The organism is Basfia succiniciproducens (assembly GCF_011455875.1).
Taxonomy (GTDB): Bacteria; Pseudomonadota; Gammaproteobacteria; order Enterobacterales; family Pasteurellaceae; genus Basfia; species Basfia succiniciproducens.
Map to the genome: position 1 here is coordinate 1,515,879 of NZ_CP015031.1, position 20,665 is coordinate 1,536,543.

Genomic DNA, 20,665 nt, shown 5'->3' on the forward strand with positions numbered 1-20,665 from the left:
CTATCGCAAAAAGTGCGGTTAAAATTTCGCAAGTTTTGGAAAATTGATAGATTAATGAGAAATAAATCAGTAGAATGTCGCCCTTTATTAAGATCTGTCAACGAAAAACGGATCCCCTAAGTCACAAGGTGTAACAACGAGACAATAGAGGCAATATGACTGAAAAAATTAATTTAATGAACCTAACCCGCCAACAAATGCGCGAGTTTTTTAAAGAATTAGGCGAAAAACCTTTCCGAGCGGATCAACTCGTAAAATGGATCTATCACTTTGGCGAAGATAACTTCGACAATATGACCAATATTAATAAGAAATTACGCGAGAAATTAAAAGCGGTAGCGGAAATCAAAGCGCCGGAAATTGCCGTTGAACAACGTTCTGCAGACGGCACTATCAAATGGGCGATGCAGGTGGGCGACCAGCAAATCGAAACAGTTTATATCCCTGAAGCCGATCGCGCCACTCTTTGCGTTTCATCGCAAGTAGGCTGCGCTTTAGCCTGTACGTTCTGTTCGACCGCGCAACAAGGTTTTAACCGTAACCTAACGGTGTCTGAAATCATCGGGCAGGTATGGCGGGCATCAAAAGTGATAGGCGAATTCGGCGTGACCGGTATTCGCCCCATTACCAATGTAGTTATGATGGGGATGGGCGAACCTTTACTAAATGTAGCGAATGTAGTACCGGCAATGGAACTGATGTTAGATGATTTCGCTTATGGTTTGTCAAAACGCCGCGTTACATTATCGACTTCCGGTGTAGTTCCCGCATTGGATAACTTAAGCGGCATGATCGATGTAGCGTTGGCAATTTCTTTGCACGCGCCGAATGACGAGTTGCGCGATGAAATTGTGCCGATTAATAAAAAATATAATATTAAAATGTTAATTGATTCGGTAAACCGTTATTTAAGCGTGTCTAACGCCAATCACGGCAAAGTAACCATCGAATATGTTATGTTGGATCATGTAAACGACAGCATTGAACACGCTCATCAATTGGCTGAAGTACTAAAAAATACACCTTGTAAAATTAACCTGATTCCATGGAATCCATTCCCGCAAGCACCTTATGGCAAGAGTTCAAATACGCGGGTGGACAAATTCCAAAAAACCTTGATGGAATACGGTTTTACCGTTATCGTGCGTAAAACCCGCGGCGATGATATTGATGCCGCCTGCGGCCAGCTGGCGGGAGATGTTATTGATCGCACAAAACGTACGGCTGCAAAGCGCCAGTTCGGACAAAACATTGACGTTCAATTACAATAAATTCCAACTCTTGTAAACGTGCCATATAAATAAGGAAGAATGATGACTTTCAAATTTCAACAAAAATTGACCGCACTTTTTTCCTTATTTATTTCACTGTTACTTTCAGCCTGTAGCTCGTCTCCCCAGGTAAATGCGGAAAATTTAGCTAAACAACAGGCGGCTAAAGCCCGTATTGAATTAGGCTTAGCCTATTTACATCAACAAAATATCAATCAGGCTAAACAAAATTTCGATAAAGCGCTGGAACACGCGCCTCAATATTATTTAACCCATTCGGCACTAGCTTATTTTCATCAACAACTGGGTAACGTCAAACAAGCGCGCATCCATTATCAAAAAGCCATTGATTTAGATAATAATCAGGGTGACGTACATAACAATTACGGCACTTTTCTCTGTTCGCAAGGACAATTTGAACAAGCTTACGACGAATTCGAACAGGCGCTTCAATCACCCAATTATTATCGTCAAACCGATAGCTACGAAAACTTGGCGCTTTGTGCATTATCAGCTAAAAATAATGAGCGTTTTCAACGTTATTTAGCAAAATTAGAAAAATTGGATCCCAAGCGCGCCGCCAAATTAGAAAATATATCGAACTAAACCTTTTCGTTTAATATTTCGTCAGGATTCATCATGTCTCCGTACCGGGGCATTTTATTCGGGAATTCTATGTAATAAAGGTTGCAAAACTAAGGATACAACTTTAAACTTTACCAACTTCCGTCTTGCTTTAAAAAATAAACTATTTATCTATGGACAATCAAACAATATCAGACCAATCCCCCCTTTCTCTTGGTGAACAACTACGCCGGGCTCGCGAAAAATTAAACATCTCCATTGATGAGGTAGCCGCTAAACTCAATTTGCGTAGTGCAATTATTCAGGCTATTGAAAATGATGAATTTGTACAAAAATCGATTCCCTCGACCTTTATGAAAGGTTATGTGCGTAACTATGCAAAATTTCTAAAATTACCGGATGGTCTGTTGACTTCGTCCATGCCGAACTTTGCCGAAGAACCTAAAAACGATTTAAATAAGAATTCCCGTACTAAACATTCGGTTAACCCTCATGCGGCTCATAGTCGTTGGGTCGGCTATTTAACAACCTTAGTGGTTTTATTCGTTGCGGGAATGACTGCGCTTTGGTGGTGGGAAAACTATCAACAATCAAATAACGAACGTGATAATTTAGTTCAGAATTATGTCGCAACGGAAGACAGAACCGCTGAACGGAGCGACAACGTCGTTGAAATCCCGGCAATTCAAACCATACCGGAAGCATCAACGCCGGTACCAGAAGCGAATACCAATGAAAGTGTGGAAATCGCCCCTGTAGTGGCCAACACGCCGGTAGTAACTAATGAAACTCAACCGGTTCAGCAAACGGCGGAGCAAACCAATACGGCGCAAGCCATGTTGCAACAACACAGCACCGAGCCGGAACAGGCTCAGCCGACCGATAACGAAACTACGGAGCCGGCAACCGTAACTGCAGGAGACTTGCAGATTGAAGTCACCGGCGTAAATTGTTGGATCAGCGTAAAAGATGCTAAACGCAAAGTCTTAGCACAAAAAGAATATAAACAGGGCGAAATTTTAACCTTTAACGAAGGTTCGCCTTATTCAGTTATTATCGGAGCGCCGGGTAACGTTAAAATCACTTATAAAGGTGAAGCTTATCCGTTAAAAGTGGACGGTCGTGTCGCTAAATTTAAATTACAATAACGAACTTTAACAATGTCAGCATTTAAACCAACTATCAAACGTCGCGAATCGACTAAAATATATGTAGGAAATGTGCCTGTAGGCGGAGATGCGCCTATCGCCGTACAATCAATGACTAATACTCGTACAACCGACGTAGAGGCGACGGTTGCGCAAATTAAAGCGCTGGAACGTGTCGGTGCGGATATTATCCGCGTTTCGGTACCGACTATGGAAGCCGCCGAAGCTTTTAAATTAATTAAGCGACAATCTTCAGTGCCGTTAGTTGCCGATATTCACTTTGATTACCGTATCGCCCTGAAAGTAGCGGAATACGGTGTGGACTGTTTGCGTATAAATCCAGGCAATATCGGCCGTGAAGACCGCATTCGTGCGGTTGTTGACTGCGCCAAAGATAAGAATATCCCGATTCGAATCGGCATTAATGCGGGTTCTTTAGAAAAGGATATTCAGGAAAAATATGGCGAGCCGACACCGGAAGCCTTATTGGAATCGGCATTACGTCACGTAGAAATTTTAGACAGATTAAATTTTGATCAATTTAAGGTCAGTGTAAAAGCATCGGATGTTTTCTTAGCGGTAGAAGCCTATCGTTTACTGGCAAAAGCAATTAAACAACCATTGCACTTAGGTATTACCGAAGCCGGCGGTGCGCGGGCCGGTGCGGTAAAAAGTGCGGTGGGTTTGGGTATGCTTTTAGCGGAGGGGATCGGCGATACCTTGCGTGTCTCCCTGGCGGCTGATCCGGTGGAAGAAATCAAAGTAGGTTTTGATATTCTAAAATCTCTGCGTATTCGTTCCCGAGGAATTAATTTTATTGCCTGCCCTACCTGTTCCCGTCAGGAATTTGACGTAATCGGTACGGTTAACGCCCTTGAACAACGCCTTGAAGATATTATCACACCAATGGATGTGTCCATTATCGGCTGTGTGGTAAACGGCCCGGGCGAAGCTTTGGTTTCGGATCTCGGCGTGACCGGCGGTAACAAGAAAAGCGGCTTTTATCTTAACGGCGAACGTCAAAAAGAGCGTTTCGACAATGAATATATTGTAGATCAGTTAGAAGCAAAAATCCGTGCGAAAATCGCCGCTCAGGATCCGAAAAATCGTATTTTATAATTCATCGTCCGGTACTTTTAAACCGTACCGTTTTTTTAAACTATAGGAAAATTATTGTGGCAAAAACAATCCAAGCAATCCGAGGTATGAATGATTGCCTGCCCACAGAAACGCCGGTATGGCAATGGGTAGAATCAAAAGTTCGTTCGACTTTAGCGAGCTATGGCTATTCTGAAATTCGTATGCCAATCGTAGAAAACACACCGTTATTTGCGCGTGCAATCGGTGAGGTGACTGATGTGGTATCAAAAGAAATGTTTACGTTTAATGACCGCGATAACGAAAGTTTAACATTGCGCCCGGAAGGTACTGCAGGCTGCGTACGCGCGGGTATTGAACACGGTTTACTTTATAATCAGGAACAGCGCCTATGGTATATGGGACCGATGTTCCGTTACGAACGTCCGCAAAAAGGACGCTATCGCCAATTCCATCAAGCCGGGGTAGAAGTTTTTGGTATTGCCAACGCGGAAATCGATGCGGAACTTATCATCTTAACCGCTCGTCTTTGGAAAGAACTTGGCATTGAGCAACATGTCACTTTGCAACTTAATTCTATCGGTTCATTAGAAGCCCGTGCCAACTATCGCAGCGCATTAGTTGAATTTTTACAACAATATGTGGGTCTAATGAACGAAGAAGAAAAAGAGCGCTTGCTCAAAAACCCATTACGGATTTTAGATACGAAAAACGAAGCGCTGCAGCAAGCATTAAATAATGCGCCTAAATTATTAGATTATTTAGACGATGACAGCCGTGAGCATTTCGCCCGACTTTGCGCAATTTTAGATAATATAGGCATCTCATACGAAATAAATCCCAAATTAGTTCGCGGATTGGATTATTACAACAAAACGGTGTTTGAATGGGTGACCACCGCTCTTGGCGCACAAGGCACAGTATGCGGCGGCGGTCGTTACGACGGATTGGTTGAACAACTCGGCGGGCACGCTACCTGCGGTGTAGGTTTTGCTATGGGATTGGAGCGTCTTATTCTGTTAGTGCAGGAAGTTAATAAAGCGATTCCCCTACCTCAAAGTGCGGTGGATATTTATCTGATTTTTGCCGGAGAAAATACCGCATCCGCCGCATTCCGGTTAGCAGAAAAAGTGCGTTCCGAACTACCGCACTTACGCACGATGATGCATTGCAGTGGCGGCAATTTTAAGAAACAGTTTAAGCGCGCAGATAAAAGCGGCGCAAAAATTGCTCTTGTGATCGGCGAATCGGAAGTGCAAAACCAGCAAGTGGTTGTCAAAGACTTATTAGGTGGCGCAGAGCAACAAACCGTTGCTTTAGAAGCTGTTATTGATCATTTAAAAACATCTTTTAAGGAATAATATATGGCTTATACCAGTTTAGAAGAACAAGAAATTAATGAAATTAAAAATTTCTGGAAAGAAAACGGCAAAACTATTATTGTTTCGGTAATTATCGCAATCGCAGGCGTATTCGGCTGGCGTTATTGGCAAAGCTATCAATTAAGCCAGCATCACCAATTATCGGATCAGTATCAGCAGGTTATTTACGAATTCCGTCAAGATCCTGCGGCTCAAAAAGATAATCTGGCTGAATTTATTGCACAAAACGGCAAAAGCGGTTATGCGGCTTTAGCTTTATTTGAGCAGGCGAAAACTGCGGTCGAAAAACAGGATTTTTCGCAGGCGGAAACCGCATTAAAACAAGCATTAAACAGTGCGCCTGATGAAATTTTTGCTTCTATTGCGGCATTACGCTTGGCTAACGTGCAATTTCAACAAAAAGATTTTGACGGCGCGCTGGTAAGCTTAAATCTTGTGAAGGATACCAGCTGGGATAGCCGTAAACAAATTCTAAACGGCGATATTTTACTGGCTAAAGGTGATAAAGCCGGTGCTAAAGCCGCTTATCAACAAGCACAGAAAAATGCTTCCGCATTGGAGCAACAATGGCTGCAAGTGCGGTTAAATAATTTATAATTTTACGCTGATTTTCAGCGCAGTCAAAATTTAATAAAAAGGGTTAAGTCTTCCGCGAAGTTCTTAACCCTTTTTTATATAATGCTTAATAGACTTGCCGCATAACATATTGACATACAATAGAAATAAAAGGCTAAAGCACAGCCTTAACCTTTTTCTATTCTCGCGTTAACCGGTACAGAACAATAGATTATTAATAATAAAATATTCCGGAATGTTTAATCCGCTAATTTTTTCTCCAGGGCTTTTAACCGCTTATTCATCTTATCAATATCTAAGGTTAATGCCGCAGTTTTACGCCACTCCTTATTAGTTTGCGCAGGAATACCCGAAGAGTAAATACCTGGTTCGGTAATCGGACGCAGAATCATACTCATACCGGTAACAATTGCCTGATCGCAAATTTCCATATGGCCGTTAATCACGCTCGCACCACCAATCTGACAATAGCGACCGACCGTTAAACTGCCAGCCATAATAACACCGCCGGCGACAGCCGTTCCCGTACCTATATGTACGTTATGCGCAATTTGGCAAAGATTATCAATAATTACATTATCTTCAATCACCGTAGAATCCAGCGCGCCCCGGTCGATACAAGTACAAGCGCCGATTTCCACATGATTGCCGATAATAACGCTACCGGTTTGCGGAATCTTAATCCATTGCCCGCGTTCATTAGCATAGCCGAATCCGTCGCCGCCAATTACTGCACCCGACTGAATCAAACAATCCGAACCGATTTGTACTTCGTGATAAATACTCACATTCGCCCACAACTGGGTATTAGCGCCAATCTTAGTATTTTTACCAATAAAACAACCCGCGCCAATCACGACGTTATCGCCCAATTCAACGCCATCTTCAATAACGGCATTTGCTCCGATAGAAACATTCGTACCTAATTTTGCCGAACTGGCAATAACGGCGGTCGATGCAATATCTGAAGCGGCTTTTGGCGTCGTATCCATATATTGGGCTAATAAAGCATAGGCAACATAAGGACTTTTCGTGATTAAAAGATTGCTATTAGCACTGCAGAATTCGATATCGGCTTCAGAAACCACCAAAATCCCGGCTTGAGATTGTGCTAAAAAAGGGCGAAATTTCGCATTGGAAATGAAAGTTAATTGGTTAGCTTGCGCTTTATCAAGAGGGGCAATACTGTCAACAACAACATCGGTGTTACCCCTTGAGGTAGCACCGATATGTTCAGCTAATTCTTTAAGCGAATAAACACTCATTATTTAGTTGCTTCCGCCGGTTTTGTTTCAGCTTTACCACCGATTGCTTTTAACACATCTTCGGTAATATCTTTACCGTCTGCGGCAAATACAACTGAATTTGCATCTAATACGTAAGTATAACCTTTATCTTTTGCGATATTATTAGTCGCAACTTGAATGCCTTCTAATAATTTCGCACGTTCTTCATTTTGACGTTTATCGTTTTCTACTTGGAATTTACGAACTTCTTCATCGTGATCTTTCATTAATTTATTAATTTCATCTTCACGTTTTTTCAATTCTGAAGGACGGTTCTTAGGATTTTGCGCATCTTTTTGCAAAGAAGCGATTTTAGCATCAATTGATTTCTTATTTGCCGCTAATTTATCGGCTTGCGTTTTAAATTCGCTATCTAATTTCTTCGCTACCGCTTCACGATCCGGGTGATGTTGAAATAAATATCCGGCATTAATAAATGCGATATTTTCAGCAGCCATTGCCATAGATGAAGTTAGTGCTAATGCTAGAGAAAGTGCGGTTGCTTTTACGACTTTTTTCATTACGTTATATTTCCTTGTATTAAGATTAAAACTTTCGTATCAAATCTCATTTAGATTTAATACGAACATGGTTATTCGACTTACTAATTTAAGATAAGTTCCATCTCAAATTAAAATGTGCCGCCAATGCTGAATTGGAATTGTTCCACATCGTCACGATCATATTTTTTGATCGGTTTCGCATAAGAGAATACCAACGGCCCAATCGGTGACTGCCACTGGAAACCTACACCGGCAGAAACGCGAATTCGGGACGGATCACTATAATCCGGTAATGTCGGGAATCTTGCCTTATCTTCGGCTTTCCAATGTGTATTCCATAAACTACCGGCATCGACAAAGAATGAAGTGCGAACGGAATTTTGATTTTTTTCGGCAACGAACGGAGTAGGCACAATTAACTCTGCACTCGCCGTCGCCATTGCATTACCGCCCACCACATCGCTGTCAAGTTGCGTATAATTACCATTAGAATCAATATAAATCGCATTCGGACCTACACCGCCGTAAGAGAAACCGCGTAAACTACCAATGCCGCCGATATTATAGTTTTGGTAGAACGGTAATTTTTTACCGCCCATACCATCGGCAAATGCCACCGTCGCTTTACCCGAAAGTACCCAGGTTTGCGAACGTTCCAACGGATAATAACCCACTACATCAGCATTTAATTTATAATATTTGTTATCTGATCCAGGAATGGTCACGGTTCCGCCGAGTGTCGCTTTTACCCCTTTGGTCGGGAAGTATCCTCTATTTAAGTTATTAAATGTCCAACCTGTTGAGAAAGTAAAATCATGAGCCTTGAAACGCCAGTCGCCTGTTTCATCATAACCCATTGATTTCATATATTTTTCACGGTTATATTCCGGCGTAATATTTTTTAATTTATTATAGGCGTAACCTAATCCCATATAGTAAGAGTTATTTTCATTTACCGGAAAACTTAATGTCGTGTTCACACCATAAGTCGTACGCGCATATGAAGCTTCGGTATCACTGTCAGAGTTATCATATTTTTCATAGAAAATATTACCGCCAAGACTCACGCCGTCTTTTGTAAAATAAGGTTCCGTATAACCTAAACTCACGCTTGTACCATAGTCATTACGGGAACCGGATAAACTGACGGACGAACCCATACCTAAGAAGTTATCCTGTTTCACACTGGCTTGATAGCTAAACCCGCTTTCCGTACCGTAACCGATACCGAAATTGATACTACCCGTATTGCGTTCTTTGATTTTATAAATAACGTCTAATTCGTCATCGCTGCCGGGAACCTCTTCCGTACGATGTTCTACCGACTCATAAAAACCCGTACGATCCAACCGCACTTTACCCAGTTCAACCAATTGAGAAGATAACCAAGATCCTTCTTGCTGACGCATTTCCTGACGTAATGTGCTGTCTGCAGTCACCGTATTGCCTTCAAAACGAATCTGACGAACGGAATAACGACGACCGGCTTCAACAATAAAGGTTACCGCAATCGTTTTATTTTCTTCATCAAAATCAGGATGTACGTTTACCGTAGCATTAGCATAACCGCGTTCGCCCAATTTTGCTTTAATTTGTTCTTCAACACTTTGCAATTCGCCGCGACGATACATTTCGCCCACGTGAATGGTTTTTAAAATCGGTTGTAATTCATCCTGCATACCAGCTACATCACCGACAATACGGGCGTCTTTAATGGTATATAAATCGCCTTCATTAACACCGACTTTAACTCTTGCTTCGGTTTTTTCATCATTTAATTGAACATCGGTATCCGTTACGCGGAATTTGGCATAGCCATGATTATGGTAATAATCAGAGATTGTTTCTAAATCTTTACCGAATTGATTGTTCTCAAATTTATTACCGAAAAATTTCCACCAGGCATCAGGTTGAAGTTCCATTTGTTCCTGTAAAGTATCGCTGTCAAAAGCCTGATTACCTTCAAATGAAATTCCTTTTAATAGCGCTACATCGTTTTCTTTAATTTGCAATTTAACTTCAGCGGTATTATTCGGCAAATTATTCACGATTGTTTCAACTTTCGCGTTATAGCGCCCGGTACTTTCATAGTGTTCCTGAATACCTTGACGGAACGCTTCCAATTTTTCACGATTTAAAACTTCACCCGCTTTAAACCCGTTTGCATCCAGGTTTTGTTTTAACGCATCGGTCGGAATCGAGCTGTTGCCGTCGATGGTCACATCGGCAATCACAGGTTGTTGCTCAACGGAAATAACTAAAGTATTCCCGTCTCGGGCGGCTTTCACATTATCATAACCGCGGGCAAACAAAGTTTTTACCACATTGGCAATGTCGCCGTCTGTTGCTCGTTGACCGACGCGTACGGGTAAGCCGGCAAGCACTTTACCTTCCGAACCTGCCTGCACGCCGTCAACTCGAATATCCTGCACAACGAACGGCGCAGCTATAGCGCTGGTGGAACCCAGTAGTAAACTAGCAATTAAGAGTTTTTTCATCGTTACTATTATCCTAAATAAGATTAGTTTTTTAATTACAAACGTAAGAAATCATTGAATAAAGCGAAAGCCGTTAACATGAGTAACAGGATCGCACCAATTCGATAACCTATGTTTTGAATTCTTTCGGAAACCGGTTTCCGCATAATTCCTTCGGCCGCTAAAAAAATCAGATGACCACCGTCTAAAACAGGTAAAGGAAATAAATTCATTATTCCAAGGTTGACACTAATAAGAGCCATAAAGCTTAAATAATAAACCAAACCTATGCTGGAAGACATACCCGCCCCCTTAGCAATGGAAATTGGTCCGCTTAAATTATTTAAAGATAAATCGCCTGAAAATAATTTACCGATAACTTTAATCGTCAACCAGGAAAGTTGCGCCGTTTTTTCAACGCCCTTCTGCAAGGCTTCAAGCATATCATATTTTAATTCGCTACGATACTTATCATTAAGCGGTTCAAAGGTTGGCGAAATACCTACAAGCCAGCGTTTATCGGTAAATTCCGGCGTTAATATCACATCAAACAATACGCCTTCCCGTTCAATTTGTAACGGAATTGATTTACCTTGTTGAACCAGTTTGACAAAAGCCTGCCAATTTATTTCCTCACCATCGGATTGACGAATCATATCGCCGATTTGCAATCCGGCTTTCTGTGCAGGCGAGTGTTCCATAATTTTGGAAATCTTCATTTCGACTTTACCGGACACCGGCTCAATACCCAGGGAACCAAAAGCACTTTCTTTTTCCGGATCATATTTCCACCGGCTGAGATCCAGGGTTTTACGGAATTCCATGTTTTCACCGAATGGCGTTAAGGTCAATTGAACCTGCCGGTTGCCTAATTTAGAAGCCAAAACCATATTAACGGTTTCCCAATCGGGCGTTGCAGTGCCGTCAACCGCAACAATCTGACTATCAACAGGTAATTGAGCCTGCGCGGCAATAGATTGCGGCTGAACGGCGCTGATTACAGGTTTTACACTAGGAATACCAATCGTATAAATCGCCCAATAAGCCACAATTGCAAATAGAAAATTGGCTAAAGGACCCGCTATCACAACAAAAGCGCGTTGTAATACGGATTTATTATTAAAAGCCTGAGATTTTAACGCTTCCGGCACTTCCTCATTACGTTCATCAAGCATTTTCACGTACCCCCCGAGAGGCAACATAGATACGACAAACTCAGTACCATGCTTGTCAACTTTACGCCATAACACCTTGCCGAAGCCGATAGAAAAACGATGAACTTTTATACCGCACTTTCTTGCAGCCCAAAAGTGCCCGTATTCATGTACCGAAACCAGTACGCTAATAGCGATGATAAACGAAAGTAACGACCACAAAAATGACATTATGAAACGATATCCTTACAGCACAAAGAAATAAAAATAAGCAAAAAACGGTACGGCTGCGGTAAGACTGTCAATACGATCCAATATACCGCCGTGGCCGGGAATTAGTTGACTGCTGTCTTTGATTCCGCTCTCTCGTTTAAACATACTTTCCGTTAAATCGCCCAGCACGGAAATTGCCACCGTGGCAACCGATAACAGAGTTAAAGAGAAAGTCGAACCGCGATTAAATAAAGACTCGCCGGCAATAGTTTGAAAAATAAAAGCCAGCACGCAAGCGGTAATTAAACCGCCGATTACGCCTTGCCAGGTTTTTCCGGGCGATACTTTAGGTGCTAATTTATGTTTTCCGAATTTTCGACCGGCAAAATAAGCGCCGCTATCCGCCGCCCAGACCAAAATAAATACGTAAAGCAATAATACCACGCCGTGATGAGCATCTATGATATAACCGTCTAAACGTAATTTAAGTACACCGATAAAAAACGGTAACAGCGTGAAGAATGCAAAAATAATTTGCAAAATTAAAGACTTACTCCAGATTGAAGCGGATTTAGGATAATTTATTACTAAAAAGAATGCGGCAATCCACCAAATAACGGCGGCAAGTAACAACGGCTCGGCTAAACCGTCAAACACTCTGCCGGCATTAAGATAACTATGATGACTATAAATCCAAAGGAACAAAAACGTGCCTGCAATAGCACTGATAACATATCGCCAAACTTCGGTTTTAATTTTGGCAAACTGTGTCCATTCCCACACACCAAGCGTGACCACCGCGCCCAAACAAAGAGCAAAGTAAAAAGGAGAAAATAAAAATAAAGCGGCAAATACCACGGCAATTAACGCAATTGCCGATAAAATACGTTCTTTAAGCAAAGGTTTATCCTCTAATTATTTTAGCTAGTCCCGAAGCGGCGTTCGCGTTGTTGATAGACATAAATAGCGCGATTAAATTCCTGTTCGTTAAAATCGGGCCATAATACATGGGAAAAATACAATTCGGCATAGGCAATTTGCCACAATAAGAAATTACTAATGCGTTGTTCTCCGCTGGTACGAATCAACAAATCCACGGGAGGTTGCTCTTTTGTGACCAGATTCCGTTGAAAAAGTTCTTCCGTAATCTCCGATATTGTCAAACTTCCGTCTTTAACTTGCTGAGCAATCTGTCTGGTTGCCTGAACAATGTCCCAACACCCGCCATAATTGGCAGCTATATTCAGCGTTAAACTGTCATTATTTGCCGTTAAAGTTTCCGCTCTGGCGATTTTTTCCTGCAATTTAGGACTAAAGCCGGAAATATCACCAAGAACTTTGAGTTTAATATTATTTTTATGCAGCTTTTTCACTTCGAGATCCAAAGCTTGCATGAATAAAGTCATTAAAGCATTGACTTCCTGTTCCGGACGATTCCAGTTTTCACTGCTAAAAGCATATAAGGTGAGCGCCTGAACCCCGATTTGACAGGCGTAAGAAACCGAACGACGCACTGCTCGTACCCCACTTTTATGTCCGAAAATTCGCATTTTCCCTTGCTGTTTAGCCCAACGTCCATTGCCGTCCATAATGATCGCAATATGCTTAGGAATATTATTAAGATCTAGTTCTTTCATTATTTTATTAAATTTTTAACCGCACTTTTCGCGGTGAATATATCATAAGTTAGGCCTATGTGTTAGAGCCTGTACGGATTTCTTTATGCTTTCAAAGAAACGATCACCTCTTTGGCCGCCAAACGGGACTGCTTATCAACCGCCAATACATCATCAATACAATTAATCTGCTGCGGTTGAATTAATTCCACCACCTTGGCATTCACTCGCGCAATATCGGTGAATTTTATCATCCGATTTAAAAATGCTTCGACCGCAATTTCATTTGCCGCATTCATTGCCGTGGTTGCATACTGACCTGCGGCAAAAGCCTCTATCGCTAATTTTAAACAAGGATAGCGCTCATAATCGGGTTTTAAGAAAGTTAATCCGCTTAGCTGATAAAAATCTAACGGCGTAACGCCCGAAACAATTCGCCCCGGATAAGCCATGGTTTCCGCAATCGGCGTTCGCATATCGGGATTACCCATCTGTGCGATAACGGAACCGTCAATATAACGCACCATCGAATGAATAATAGATTGCGGATGAATAATCACTTCCATTTCTTCCGCGCCGGCATTAAACAACCAACGAGCTTCAATATATTCCAGCCCTTTATTCATCATGGTAGCGGAATCAACGGAAATTTTCTTGCCCATTGACCAGTTAGGATGCGCTACCGCCTGTTCGGGCGTAATATTGTCGAATTCCGTCAAATCCGTATAACGGAACGGACCGCCGGATCCGGTTAATACAATCTTATTGATCCCCAATTCTTTTAACGGACAAAAACCGATTTGTTGCTGCGCCTCGGGAGGAAGCGATTGGAAAATCGCATTATGTTCGCTATCTACCGGCAATAAGCGTGCTTTGGTGCGTTTAACTTCATCAATAAAGATCCGCCCGCAAGTAACCAGGGTTTCTTTATTAGCAAGCAATACCGTTTTACTCGCCTGCACAGCCGATAATGTCGGGAGCAACCCCGCCGCACCGACAATCGCCGCCATTACCTGATCCGCTTCAGGGTGCGCCGCCAATTCGCAAATAGCTTTTTGCCCCGCCAAAACTTTCGTTTTTTTGCCCGCACTTTTTAATTTTTCCGCTAACTGTTTGGCTGCGTTCTCATCATCAAGCGCGGCGAATTCCGGCTGAAATTTCACGCACTGCTCAACCATTAAATCCACGTTGCGACCGCCTACCAACGCGAAAGCGTGATATTTTTCAGGATTATGTTCGATAACGGAAAGCGTGCTTTTGCCGATTGAACCGGTCGAGCCTAAGATAACTAAGTTTTGTTTTTTCATAGCGTTAATAAGGAAGCCTGCCGGCATCCGCAATTTAGGTAATTATTTTTTGTACAGATAAAATTAAGGACGCCTACTGTGACGTCCTACAAGATGTTGATTTGATTAGAAATCCATTAATTCTTTTTCTTTTTCCGCCAACACTTCATCTACTTTTTTGATATAACTGTCGGTGATTTTCTGAATTTCTTCTTCCGCTTTACGTTGATCGTTTTCACTGATTTCTTTGTCTTTTAATAAGGCCTTGATTTTATCATTTGCATCACGACGCACATTACGGATTGCCACTTTACCTTGCTCGCCTTCGCCTTTAACGATTTTGATTAAATCACGACGGCGTTCTTCCGTTAACGGCGGAAGCGGCACACGAATAGTGGTGCCTGCAGATGACGGGTTTAAACCTAAATCTGAAGTTAAAATCGCTTTTTCTACCGCTTGAATTAAAGAACGGTCAAATACGGTAACGGCTAAGGTACGCGCGTCTTCCGCCACTACGTTTGCTAATTGGCGAAGCGGTGTCGCGGAACCATAGTAATCAACCTGAATAGCGTCAAGCAAACTCGGTTGAGCGCGACCCGTACGAATTTTTGCAATATGACCTTTTAATGCTTCAAGGCTTTTTTCCATACGGTCTTGGGTATCTTTTTTAATTTCGTTGATCATTGTTTTTCCTTGTTAATAAAATTCAAAGCCGGGGGATCGCATACGCCCGCCGATATTTTTGCTAATTATGAAATAATTGTGCCTTCGGTTTCGCCGGTAACCACTTCGCGCAATGCGCCCGGTTTACCCATATTAAATACGCGAATCGGCATACCGTGATCGCGGGCAAGGGTAAATGCAGCCAAATCCATTACTTGTAATTCTTTATCAATTACTTCCGCATAAGTTAATTTATTGAATAACTTCGCATCAGGATTTTTTGCCGGATCACAATTATATACGCCGTCTACTTTTGTTGCTTTCAGCACTACATCCGCTTCAATTTCAATACCGCGTAAACAAGCCGCCGAATCGGTAGTGAAGAACGGGCTGCCGGTACCGGCGGAAAAAATAACCACACGTTTTTCACGCAACATTTTGATCGCTTCAGACCAGTTATAAGTATCGCAAATGCCGTTTAATTGGAACGCCGACATTAATTTTGCGTTCACATCCGCGCGGTGAAGCGCATCGCGCATCGCTAAACCGTTCATAACTGTTGCAAGCATCCCCATATGGTCTCCTACAACCCGATTCATACCGGCTTTTGCCAATTTCGCACCGCGGAACAGATTACCGCCGCCGATAACGACGCCGACTTCAACGTCCATAGCAATCAATTCTTTGATTTCTAATGCCATACGATCTAGGATTGACGGATCAATACCAAAGCCTTCATCACCCTGTAATGCTTCGCCGCTTAATTTAAGCAAAATACGTTTATAAATCGGTTTATTCATTTTTACCCTCACAAGAACTGGACATAAAATTCCGCTTATTATAAAGCAACAAGGCTAAACTGGAAATAGCAATAGAAGCGCAACTTAAAATTTTGTAGAATACGATCCTTATTTATCATCGTCATAGGGAAAGATGATGTTATCGCCATCTGAAATTCTAAAAAAAACGACCGCACTTTTTGCGGCGACAATTTGCTTATATTTTGCCTGCAAACTTATTTTAATGGGTACGGGATTTTACCCCCAACCTAAATTAACGGATATTCTGTTGTTTGCGATTTTAATTGTTATTTTTAACTCATCAAAAAACTTATTCTATTTTTTGCTGTTGCCCTTTATTATAGCTCATGCACTGTACGCACCGGTAGGTATCACATTCGGTGCGCCGTCCTACCAATATATCGCTTCTGTTTTTGCTACGGATTTGATGGAAAGCCGGGAGTTTTTATCGCAACTGAGTATTAAAAACTATTTGATGCCTGTGGGCATTATCGGCTTAACTTTAGCTTTTCGCTGGATCACACAGAAATATGATTTAAAGCTCCATAAAAATAAAATGTTTTTGGCATCAATAACCGCTTTTATGTTGTTAGCCAATTCCCCGTTTAAATTTATTGATGAAATTTCCACATCCGGCACACAAGTAATTAGCGAATTACAGCGTTTAAACAACATGACCATCGAAAGCGAATGGGGTGATTCTCAATTAATTAATTCAAACTATGACGATTATGTCTTAATCGTCGGTGAAAGCGCGCGCAAAGATTATCACCATGCTTACGGTTATCCCGTCAAAAATACGCCGTTTATGAGCAAAGCGAACGGTGTATTAATCGATGGAATGACTGCCGGCGGAACGAATACCATCGCTTCTTTAAAATTAATGTTCACTCAACCGAATACACAAACTAAGGAAGGTAATTATTCGTTAAATTTTGTAGATTTAATCAAATCCGCCGGAATTAAGACTTATTGGATTTCCAACCAAGGTTATTTAGGCGAGTTCGATACGCCGATTTCCGCTATTGCTAATAAAAGTGATGAGAAAATCTTTTTAAAATCGGGAGATTCTTTAAACAGTAATACGAGCGATTTCGAATTATTACCGAAATTTACTCAGGTTCTTGAACGACCAAGTACCGGTAAACGGTTTATTGTGGTTCATTTGTACGGCTCTCACCCGATTACCTGTGACCGATTAAACGATTATCCGAAATTGTTTGATGACGATAAAATAGCTAAAAAATATTTTAATGTGAATTGTTATATTTCATCTATAAAGAAAACCGATGAGGTAATTAAAAGAATTTATGACGCTTTAGCAGAAAATAAAGCAAAAACCGACCGCACTTTTTCAATGATTTATTTCTCGGATCACGGTCTTGCCCATCAAATTACAGAAGATAATATTGTTATTCATAACAGCAGCGGGAAAAGTAAACGCCATTATGATATTCCGTTATTTAAAATTTCCAGCGACGACACGAAACGCCATGAATACAGGGTGTTTAAATCCGGCTTAAATTTTACCGCGGGGCTGGCTTATTGGGTCGGAATATCTAATGCCAAATTAGCCGTTCGGGAGGATTTATTCAGCAACGAACCGGATAAAGACGATTACGGATTAAAAGCGGAAATTGATAAAATTGACGTTCCGGAAGATAAGGCGGTTGTTATACCCGGCACACATTAGACACGGACAGGGTGTACGTTAAATTATTTTAAAATAAATATATTGCGGGACAATTATCCCCGATTCGACAGCTATAAAAAAAGCAGGCATCAGCCTGCTTTTGTGGAATCAGTTTAAAATTAAACTTTTTGCATTGCGGCAACTTCGGCAGCGAAGTCAGCTTCAACTTTTTCAATACCTTCGCCAACTTCTAAACGAATGAAGTTAGCCACTGAAGTATTTACTGATTTTAAGTAACTACCTACAGTTTGTGAAGGATCCATAACGAAAGCCTGACCGGTCAACGAAACTTCACCGGTGAATTTCTTCATACGGCCTTCAACCATTTTCTCTGCGATTTCTTTTGGTTTTCCGGAGTTGATTGCGATGTCGATTTGGATTTGACGTTCGTGTTCAACTACATCTGCAGAAACGTCTTCCGGATTAACGAATTCAGGTTTTGATGCGGCAACGTGCATTGCTACTTTTTTAAGTTCGTCGGCAGAACCTTCACCCGCAACTAATACGCCGATTTTTGCGCCGTGTAAGTATTGTGCGATTACTTTGCCTTCGATTTCGGCAACACGACGGATAGTCATGTTTTCACCGATTTTAGCCACTAATGCCGCACGTTGTTCTTCGAATTGAGCTTGTAACGCTTCGATAGTTACGCCTTTGTTTGCTACCGCATAATCCGCAACAGCGTTCGCTAAGCTTAAGAAACCTGCGTCTTTAGCAACGAAGTCCGTTTCGCAGTTCATTTCAACTAATACGCCGTGACCTTCTGCAATACGAGCAAGGATAACGCCTTCAGCCGCTACGCGACCTGCTTTTTTAGCCGCTTTAGCCTGACCTGATTTACGCATGTTGTCGATTGCTAATTCGATATCACCGTTTGCTTCAACTAACGCTTTTTTACATTCCATCATGCCTGCGCCAGTGCGTTCACGAAGTTCTTTAACTAATGATGCTGTGATTTCAGCCATTTTGTAGTCCTCTAGAAATTTGATTGAGAACGATGCTTAAAACTCAGAGAAAAAGCACCGCACTTTTAAGAAGTTGTTTGTAGGAGCGAATCGCATTCATCCTAATTATCCCCAACTCTCATTAGGGAAGGGCGTATGCGATACGCCCCTACATAGAATTAAAACGAAACAGGGAACTTAAAAGCCCCCTGTTTCTTATAGGGCTTGCCTATAAACCGGAATTACTCTGCCGCTACTTCTTCAGCGAATTTTTCTTCGGTTGCAGTTTGTTGGCTACGACCTTCTTTAACAGCCGCTGCCGCTGCCGTTACATATAACTGAATTGCACGAGTCGCATCGTCGTTACCAGGAATAACGAAATCAATGCCGTCCGGGTTAGAGTTAGTATCAACTACCGCGAATACAGGAATACCTAAGTTATTTGCTTCTTTGATCGCGATATGTTCATAGTCTGCACCGATTACGAAAATAGCGTCAGGAAGGCCGGCCATATCTTTAATACCGCCAAGGCTTAACTCAAGTTTTTCCATTTCACGTGTACGAACTAAAGCTTCTTTTTTAGTTAATTTATCGAATGTACCGTCTTGAGATTGAGTTTCTAAATCTTTTAAACGTTTGATTGATTGACGAACTGTTTTCCAGTTAGTCAACATACCGCCTAACCAACGGTGATTTACATAATATTGTTGACAGTCTAATGCTGCTGCTTGAACTGCTTCAGTCGCTGCGCGTTTTGTACCAACGAATAAAATTTTACCGTTGTTACTTGCGATACGTGTTAATTCGGCTAACGCACTATTAAACATAGGAACTGTTTTTTCTAAGTTAATGATGTGAACACCGTTGCGAGGACCATAAATGAATGGTTTCATTTTAGGGTTCCAGTAACGAGTTTGGTGACCGAAATGAACGCCGGCTTGTAGCATATCGCGCATTGAAACTTGTGCCATAATATTTTCCTTTTTAATTGGGGTTTTGCCTCCACATATCAAGCAAATCGACCGTTTGGCACCCCGATTTACCCGAACGATATGTGTGTGATTTAAGTTAATGAGTTTGTCATTCCGAAAAGACGGAAGAACGGCGCACTTTATACCACAAAGTGCGGTTAAAAACTAGCAAATTTTCATGAAAGATGAAAAAAGAAATATGAAAAAAGCCTATTTAAAATAGGCTTTAAACATAAAAATCAGAGCTTTAATCTCATTCGGAAATTATCCGCCTTCCTGATTTGGCTTATCTCGTACCGAATACCACGATGGTTTTACCATGAGCGGCAATCAGATTTTGATCTTCCAGCATTTTTAAAATACGGCCTACGGTTTCACGGGAACAACCCACCATTTGCCCGATTTCCTGACGGGTAATCTTGATTTGCATCCCGTCCGGGTGAGTCATGGCATCCGGCATTTTTGCCAGATTCAACAGGGTTTGCGCAATACGCCCGGTTACATCCAAGAATGCCAGATTACTCACTTGTTTTGAGGTGTTTTGCAGGCGTCTGGAAAGTTGTGCCGACAAATACATCAGAATCTCGGGATTAACCTGTAATAATTGACGGAATTTTTTGTAAGACACCTCGGCAATTTCACAGGCGTTTTTGGCTTTTACCCAGGCAGAACGAACCTGACCTTCTTCAAATAAACCGACTTCGCCGAAAAATTCACCCTGGCTTAAATAAGAAAGGATCATTTCTTTTCCCTCTTCATCTTTAACCATTACCGCAGCGGAACCCTTTACAATATAATAAAGCGTATCGGCGCGCTCACCCGCATGAATTAAAGTCGTTTTAGCCGGATATTTATGAATATGGCAATGAGAAAGAAACCAATCAAGCGTCGGATCCATCGGCGACGCGGGTTGAACCGGTTGGGTCTGTGGTAACACATTTGTTTGATGCGCATTCACTTGTTCTAGCATAAAAACCTCTTTCAGCTATTTAACTCTTG

Annotated in this window: 19 protein-coding genes; 7 read left to right on the forward strand and 12 right to left on the reverse strand. The window is 41.7% G+C overall.

Features of this window, described 5'->3' with window-relative positions:
• The first annotated feature begins 155 nt into the window (after positions 1-155).
• The 6 genes from rlmN (at position 156) to A4G13_RS06920 (ending at position 6,081) form a co-directional block, all read left to right on the forward strand.
• Complete coding sequence (rlmN, locus tag A4G13_RS06895; RefSeq protein ID WP_090656187.1) at positions 156-1,271, forward strand: dual-specificity RNA methyltransferase RlmN; 1,116 nt, start codon at positions 156-158, stop codon at positions 1,269-1,271.
• A 42-nt stretch (positions 1,272-1,313) separates the two neighbouring features.
• Positions 1,314-1,877: a type IV pilus biogenesis/stability protein PilW gene (gene pilW, locus A4G13_RS06900; RefSeq protein ID WP_165898050.1), complete on the forward strand. Its 564-nt coding sequence runs from the start codon at positions 1,314-1,316 to the stop codon at positions 1,875-1,877.
• Positions 1,878-2,029: 152 nt separating this feature from the next.
• Positions 2,030-3,004, forward strand: a complete 975-nt coding sequence (locus tag A4G13_RS06905; RefSeq protein WP_011201078.1) for a RodZ domain-containing protein — start codon at positions 2,030-2,032, stop codon at positions 3,002-3,004.
• Between the two features lie 12 nt (positions 3,005-3,016).
• Positions 3,017-4,123 carry a flavodoxin-dependent (E)-4-hydroxy-3-methylbut-2-enyl-diphosphate synthase gene (gene ispG / locus A4G13_RS06910; protein WP_011201079.1) on the forward strand — a complete coding sequence of 369 codons (1,107 nt, stop codon included), beginning with the start codon at positions 3,017-3,019 and terminating at the stop codon, positions 4,121-4,123.
• A gap of 56 nt (positions 4,124-4,179) precedes the next feature.
• Positions 4,180-5,463 (forward strand): histidine--tRNA ligase, encoded by a 1,284-nt coding sequence (hisS, locus tag A4G13_RS06915; RefSeq protein ID WP_090656193.1) that lies wholly within the window; start codon positions 4,180-4,182, stop codon positions 5,461-5,463.
• Positions 5,464-5,466: 3 nt separating this feature from the next.
• Positions 5,467-6,081, forward strand: a complete 615-nt coding sequence (locus A4G13_RS06920; RefSeq protein ID WP_090656195.1) for a YfgM family protein — start codon at positions 5,467-5,469, stop codon at positions 6,079-6,081.
• A gap of 218 nt (positions 6,082-6,299) precedes the next feature.
• Here A4G13_RS06920 and lpxD read toward each other — a convergent pair whose 3' ends face one another.
• The 9 genes from lpxD to pyrH all read right to left on the reverse strand — a co-directional run bounded on the left by lpxD (position 6,300) and on the right by pyrH (position 16,058).
• Positions 6,300-7,325: a UDP-3-O-(3-hydroxymyristoyl)glucosamine N-acyltransferase gene (lpxD, locus tag A4G13_RS06925; protein WP_090656198.1), complete on the reverse strand. Its 1,026-nt coding sequence runs from the start codon at positions 7,323-7,325 to the stop codon at positions 6,300-6,302.
• A complete protein-coding gene (locus A4G13_RS06930) occupies positions 7,325-7,867 on the reverse strand; it encodes an OmpH/Skp family outer membrane protein (protein WP_090656201.1) in 543 nt (180 codons plus the stop codon). The genes lpxD and A4G13_RS06930 overlap by 1 nt, the downstream gene beginning before the upstream one ends.
• A gap of 110 nt (positions 7,868-7,977) precedes the next feature.
• Positions 7,978-10,347 carry an outer membrane protein assembly factor BamA gene (gene bamA / locus A4G13_RS06935; RefSeq protein ID WP_090656205.1) on the reverse strand — a complete coding sequence of 790 codons (2,370 nt, stop codon included), beginning with the start codon at positions 10,345-10,347 and terminating at the stop codon, positions 7,978-7,980.
• 35 nt (positions 10,348-10,382) lie between these two features.
• The gene (rseP, locus tag A4G13_RS06940) at positions 10,383-11,711 is read right to left on the reverse strand and encodes a sigma E protease regulator RseP (protein WP_090656207.1); all 1,329 of its coding nucleotides are present in this window, start codon (positions 11,709-11,711) and stop codon (positions 10,383-10,385) included.
• Between the two features lie 15 nt (positions 11,712-11,726).
• Positions 11,727-12,593 (reverse strand): phosphatidate cytidylyltransferase, encoded by an 867-nt coding sequence (locus tag A4G13_RS06945; protein ID WP_090656211.1) that lies wholly within the window; start codon positions 12,591-12,593, stop codon positions 11,727-11,729.
• Positions 12,594-12,613: 20 nt separating this feature from the next.
• Positions 12,614-13,330: a polyprenyl diphosphate synthase gene (gene uppS / locus A4G13_RS06950; RefSeq protein ID WP_011201087.1), complete on the reverse strand. Its 717-nt coding sequence runs from the start codon at positions 13,328-13,330 to the stop codon at positions 12,614-12,616.
• A gap of 83 nt (positions 13,331-13,413) precedes the next feature.
• Positions 13,414-14,616 (reverse strand): 1-deoxy-D-xylulose-5-phosphate reductoisomerase, encoded by a 1,203-nt coding sequence (gene ispC, locus A4G13_RS06955; protein WP_090656214.1) that lies wholly within the window; start codon positions 14,614-14,616, stop codon positions 13,414-13,416.
• Positions 14,617-14,721: 105 nt separating this feature from the next.
• Entirely contained in the window at positions 14,722-15,279 is a 558-nt protein-coding gene (frr, locus tag A4G13_RS06960; protein WP_011201089.1) for a ribosome recycling factor, read from the reverse strand.
• Positions 15,280-15,344: 65 nt separating this feature from the next.
• On the reverse strand, positions 15,345-16,058 hold the full coding sequence (gene pyrH, locus A4G13_RS06965; RefSeq protein WP_041640013.1) for a UMP kinase: 714 nt from the start codon (positions 16,056-16,058) through the stop codon (positions 15,345-15,347).
• 133 nt (positions 16,059-16,191) lie between these two features.
• Between pyrH and A4G13_RS06970 the strand changes: the two genes are divergently transcribed.
• Positions 16,192-17,751 (forward strand): phosphoethanolamine transferase, encoded by a 1,560-nt coding sequence (locus tag A4G13_RS06970; protein ID WP_011201091.1) that lies wholly within the window; start codon positions 16,192-16,194, stop codon positions 17,749-17,751.
• A 119-nt stretch (positions 17,752-17,870) separates the two neighbouring features.
• On the opposite strand, the gene tsf is transcribed toward A4G13_RS06970, so the two are convergent.
• The 3 genes from tsf to crp form a co-directional block, all read right to left on the reverse strand.
• Positions 17,871-18,716 (reverse strand): translation elongation factor Ts, encoded by an 846-nt coding sequence (gene tsf, locus A4G13_RS06975; RefSeq protein WP_011201092.1) that lies wholly within the window; start codon positions 18,714-18,716, stop codon positions 17,871-17,873.
• 221 nt (positions 18,717-18,937) lie between these two features.
• On the reverse strand, positions 18,938-19,666 hold the full coding sequence (rpsB, locus tag A4G13_RS06980; protein WP_090656215.1) for a 30S ribosomal protein S2: 729 nt from the start codon (positions 19,664-19,666) through the stop codon (positions 18,938-18,940).
• A gap of 286 nt (positions 19,667-19,952) precedes the next feature.
• The gene (crp, locus tag A4G13_RS06985) at positions 19,953-20,564 is read right to left on the reverse strand and encodes a cAMP-activated global transcriptional regulator CRP (protein ID WP_041640237.1); all 612 of its coding nucleotides are present in this window, start codon (positions 20,562-20,564) and stop codon (positions 19,953-19,955) included.
• Between the last annotated feature and the right edge of the window lie 101 nt (positions 20,565-20,665).